A 5,121-nucleotide genomic window follows, 5' to 3' on the forward strand; every position below is an offset into this window, starting at 1 on the left:
CCGCGGGCTCGCGGTTCTTCGAGCTGATCGGCGCGCCCATGACGTCGTTCTACGACTGGTATGCCGACCTGCCGGTCGCCTCGCCGCAGGTCTTCGGCGACCAGACCGACGTTCCCGAATCCGGGGACTGGTGGGACGCAGCGTATTTGATGATGTGGGGCTCCAACGTCCCGATCACCCGCACGCCCGATGCGCACTGGATGGCCGAGGCGCGCTACCGCGGCACCAAGGTGGTGACCGTGAGCCCGGACTACGCCGACAACACCAAGTTCGCCGACGAGTGGATGCCCTGTGCGGCCGGCACCGACGGTGCGCTGGCCATGGCGATGGGCCACGTCATCCTCTCGGAATGCTATGTGCAAAAGCAGGTTCCGTTCTTCACCGACTATTCCCGGCGCTACACCGACCTGCCGTTCCTGATCAAGCTCGAAGAGCGCGGCGACATGCTGGTGCCGGGAAAGAACCTCACGGCGGCCGATCTCGGGGAGGCAGTCGAGAACGCCGCGCTCAAGCCCGCGGTGCTCGACCAGATCACCGATTCGGTCGTCGTGCCGCACGGCTCGCTGGGATTCCGGTACGGCGAGTCGGGTGTCGGAAAATGGAACCTCGACCTGGGCGACCTGACGCCGGCGCTCAGCGTGCGAGACGCTAACGGGCGCAACGGCGATGACGACACCGCGCTCGTTCACCTGCCCAGCTTCGACACAGTCGACGGCGAGGGCACCACGGTGGCGCGCGGTGTCCCGGTGCGCCGGATCGGCAAGCACCTGGTGTGCACCGTCTTCGACCTGATGCTCGCCCAATATGGGGTGGCACGCCCCGGCCTGCCCGGCGAATGGCCCACCGGCTACGACGACGCCACCCAGCAGAACACCCCGGCGTGGCAGGAGGCGATCACCGGCGTGTCGGCCGCCCAGGCCATCCGGGTGGCAAGGGAATTCGCGCACAGCGCCGAGGAATCCGGCGGCCGCTCCATGATCATCATGGGTGGCGGCATCTGTCACTGGTTCCACAGCGACGCGATCTACCGCGCGGTGCTGGCGCTGCTGATGCTGACCGGGTCGATGGGCCGCAACGGCGGCGGCTGGGCCCACTACGTCGGCCAGGAAAAGGTGCGCCCGCTCACCGGATTCCAGACGATGGCGATGGCGACCGACTGGGTGCGGCCGCCGCGGCAGGTGCCCGGCGCCTCCTACTGGTACGCACACACCGACCAGTGGCGCTACGACGGATACGGCGCGGACAAGCTGGCCAGCCCGGTGGGGCGGGGCAGGTTCGCGGGCAAGCACACCATGGACCTGCTGGCGTCCGCGGTGGCGATGGGGTGGAGCCCGTATTACCCCCAGTTCGACCGGTCCAGCCTGGACGTCGCGGACGAGGCGCGCGCCGCCGATCGCGACGTCGCCGACTATGTCGCCGAACAATTGGGCCAGCGCAAGCTCAAGCTCGCCGTGACCGATCCGGACAACCCGGTGAATTGGCCACGGGTGCTTACGGTTTGGCGGGCCAACCTGATCGGCTCGTCGGGCAAGGGCGGCGAATACTTCCTGCGCCATCTGCTGGGCACCGATTCCAACGCCTCGGCGCTGCCGCCGGAGGACGGCGTGCGGCCCACCGGCGTGACGTGTGAGGGCGACATTCCCGAGGGCAAGCTCGACCTGATGATGTCGATCGACTTCCGGATGACCTCGACGACGCTGGTGTCCGACATCGTGCTGCCGGCGGCCACCTGGTACGAGAAGGCCGACATCTCCAGCACGGACATGCACCCCTACGTGCATGCGTTCAGCGCCGCGACCGATCCGCCGTGGGAAACCCGTTCGGACTTCGACGCTTTCGGTGCGATCGCGCGCGCCTTCAGTGCGATGGCCAAGGACCATCTGGGCACCCGCACCGACGTGGTGCTCAGCGCGCTGCAGCACGACACCCCGGACGCGATGGCCTATCCCGATGGCACCGAATGCGATTGGCTGCACTCGGGTGCGACGCCGGTGCCGGGCCGGACGATGGGCAAGCTCACCGTGGTGGAGCGCGACTACGGCGCCATCTACGACAAGTGGCGGACCCTGGGTCCGCTGGTGGACAAGTTCGGCCTGACCACCAAGGGCGTCACGGTGCACCCGTTCCGTGAGGTCGAGGAGCTGGCCGCCAAGTTCGGTGTGCTCAATTCCGGTGTGGCAGCGGGTCGTCCGGCCGTCACCACCGCGTCGCGGATGGCCGACGTGCTGCTGCTGCTGTCCGGCACGACCAACGGGCGGCTGGCGGTCGAGGGCTTCCACGAGCTGGAGAAGCGCACCGGTCAGCGGCTCGTGCATCTGGCCGAGGGCAGCGAGGACAAGCGCATCAGCTACGCCGATACCCAGGCCCGGCCCGTTCCGGTGGTCACCAGCCCGGAATGGTCGGGCAGCGAAACGGGTGGGCGTCGCTACGCGCCGTTCACCATCAACATCGAAAACCTCAAGCCGTTCCACACCCTGACCGGGCGGATGCACTTCTATCTGGCCCACGACTGGGTCGAGGAACTCGGCGAGCACCTGCCGGTGTTCCGCCCGCCGCTGGACATGGCGCGCCTGTTCGGCCAGCCAGAGCTGGGCCCGACGCCGGACGGCAACGGCGGCATCGGGCTCACGGTGCGCTACCTGACCCCGCACTCGAAGTGGTCGTTCCACTCCACCTATCAGGACAACCTCTACATGCTCTCGTTGTCCCGCGGTGGCCCGACGATGTGGATGAGCCCCGGCGATGCGGCGAAAATCAATGTGCGCGACAACGATTGGGTCGAGGCGGTGAACGTCAACGGCATCTACGTGTGCCGGGCAATCGTCTCGCACCGGATGCCCGACGGCGTGGTGTACGTCTACCACGTCCAGGAGCGCACGGTGGACACGCCGCGCTCCGAGACCAACAACAAGCGCGGCGGCAACCACAACGCGCTGACCCGGGTCCGCATCAAGCCCAGCCACCTGGCCGGCGGTTACGGACAGCACGCGTTCGCGTTCAACTACCTGGGTCCGACCGGCAACCAGCGCGACGAGGTCACGATCGTCCGTCGTCGTAGCCAAGAGGTGGTGTACTGACATGAAGGTCATGGCCCAGTTGGCGATGGTGATGAACCTCGACAAGTGCATCGGCTGTCACACCTGTTCGGTGACGTGCAAGCAGGCGTGGACCAACCGATCCGGCACCGAGTACGTGTGGTTCAACAACGTCGAAACCCGTCCCGGACAAGGCTATCCGCGCACCTACGAGGACCAGGAGCGCTGGCGCGGCGGCTGGATTCGCGACAAGAAGGGCCGGCTGCGGCTACGTGACGGCGGGCGGCTGCAAAAACTGCTGCGCATCTTCGCCAATCCGAAGCTGCCGGTCATCGGCGACTACTACGAGCCCTGGACCTACGACTACGAGAACCTGACCACCGCCCCGGCGGGTGACACCTTCCCGACGGCGGCGCCCCGAAGCCTGATCAGCGGTGAGCCGATGAAGGTTTCGTGGGGACCGAACTGGGACGACAACCTGGCCGGGTCGCCGGAGATCCTGGCCGGGGACCCGATCCTGAAAAAGGTCAGCGAAGAGGTCAAGCTCTCGCTCGAAGAAACCTTCATGTTCTACCTGCCCCGGATCTGCGAGCACTGCCTCAACCCGTCCTGCGTGGCGTCGTGCCCCTCGGGTGCGATGTACAAGCGCAGCGAGGACGGCATCGTGCTGGTCGACCAGGACCGATGTCGCGGCTGGCGGATGTGTGTGTCCGGATGTCCCTACAAGAAGGTCTATTTCAACCACAAGACGGGTAAGGCCGAGAAGTGCACGCTCTGTTACCCGCGGATGGAGGTCGGGTTGCCGACCATCTGCTCGGAGACCTGTGTGGGGCGGCTGCGCTACCTGGGCGTGGTCCTCTATGACGTCGACCGGGTGCTGGAAGCCGCGTCGGTGGAAAAGGACACCGATCTCTATCCGGCGCAGTGCGAGATCCTGCTCGACCCGCATGACCCGGACGTCATCGCCGGCGCGCGCGCCGAGGGGATCCCGGACGGGTGGATCGAGGCCGCCCAGCGTTCCCCGGTCTACGCGCTGATCCACACCTACAAGGTGGCGCTGCCGCTGCACCCGGAATACCGGACCATGCCGATGGTTTGGTACATCCCGCCGCTCTCGCCGGTGGTCGACGCGGTCAGCCGCGACGGCCACGACGGGGAAGACCTCGGCAACCTGTTCGGTGCGCTGGACGCGCTGCGCATCCCGATGCAGTACCTGGCCGAACTGTTCACCGCCGGCGACACCGCCGTGGTCGAAGGCGTGTTGCGCCGGCTGGCGGCGATGCGCTCCTACATGCGCGACATCAACCTCGGGCGCGAAACCCAACCGCACATCCCGCATTCGGTCGGCCTGACCGAAGAAGAGATCTACGAGATGTACCGGCTGCTGGCCATCGCGAAATACGAAGAGCGCTATGTGATTCCGACCGCGTTCGCGCCGCAGGCCCGCGATCTCGAGGAGATGGCGGGCTGCTCGTTGACCGGCGACGGCGGGCCGGGCATGTACGAGTCCGATCCGGTGCCGGTGTCCGTGGAGACCTTCCACACCCTCAAGCAGCGCGGCTCTCCTGAACAAGACCCCGGCAACGGACGGCGGTCGACGCGGGTGAACCTGCTCAACTGGGACGGCGGCCAGGTGCCCGCCGGCATGTTCCCCGAAGGGCGGCAGCGATGAAGCTGCTTTCGGCGCTGCGCGAGCGTTCCACCACCCGGGCGATGCAGGATCGCCTGGTGTGGCAGGCGGCCTCCCTGCTGCTGGCCTACCCTGACGACGGGTTGGCCGGGCGCCTGGACACCGTCGAGGAGCTGCTGAGCCATGTCAGCGGTCCGCCGGCGGCGCTGCTGGGGCGGACGGTCGCGGCGCTGCGTGCGGTCGAGCCGATGACCGCGGCGATGGACTACGTCGCGACGTTCGACATGCGCCGGCGCGCCACCATGTACCTGACCTACTGGACCGCGGGCGATACCCGCAACCGCGGCCGGGAGATGCTGGCGTTCGCCACCGCCTACCGCGAGGCGGGGGTGCAGCCGCCGGGCGGTGAGGCGCCCGATCATCTGGCCGTGGTGCTCGAATTCGCCGCCACCGTCG

The 5,121-nt window shown here is 67.5% G+C and carries 3 protein-coding genes; all 3 read left to right on the plus strand.

Annotated elements, in window-relative coordinates; genetic code table 11:
* The coding region (locus tag A9W96_RS17975; protein WP_067141763.1) for a nitrate reductase subunit alpha at nt 1-3,077 on the plus strand (3,077 nt) is incomplete at its 5' end.
* A 1-nt stretch (nt 3,078) separates the two neighbouring features.
* Nucleotides 3,079-4,707, plus strand: coding sequence for a nitrate reductase subunit beta (gene narH / locus A9W96_RS17980; protein ID WP_066868681.1), 1,629 nt, complete (start codon nt 3,079-3,081; stop codon nt 4,705-4,707).
* On the plus strand, nt 4,704-5,121 hold a 418-nt coding region (gene narJ / locus A9W96_RS17985; RefSeq protein ID WP_067141766.1), incomplete at its 3' end, for a nitrate reductase molybdenum cofactor assembly chaperone. The genes narH and narJ, both read left to right, overlap by 4 nt.

Source organism: Mycobacterium sp. 1245852.3 (genome assembly GCF_001669335.1).
GTDB classification, from domain to species: domain Bacteria; phylum Actinomycetota; class Actinomycetes; order Mycobacteriales; family Mycobacteriaceae; genus Mycobacterium; species Mycobacterium europaeum_A.

Coding starts and splice junctions, on each gene's coding strand:
- narH (WP_066868681.1), top strand. CDS start 3,079: ATGAAGGTCATGGCCCAGTTGGCGATGGTGATGAACCTCGACAAGTGC.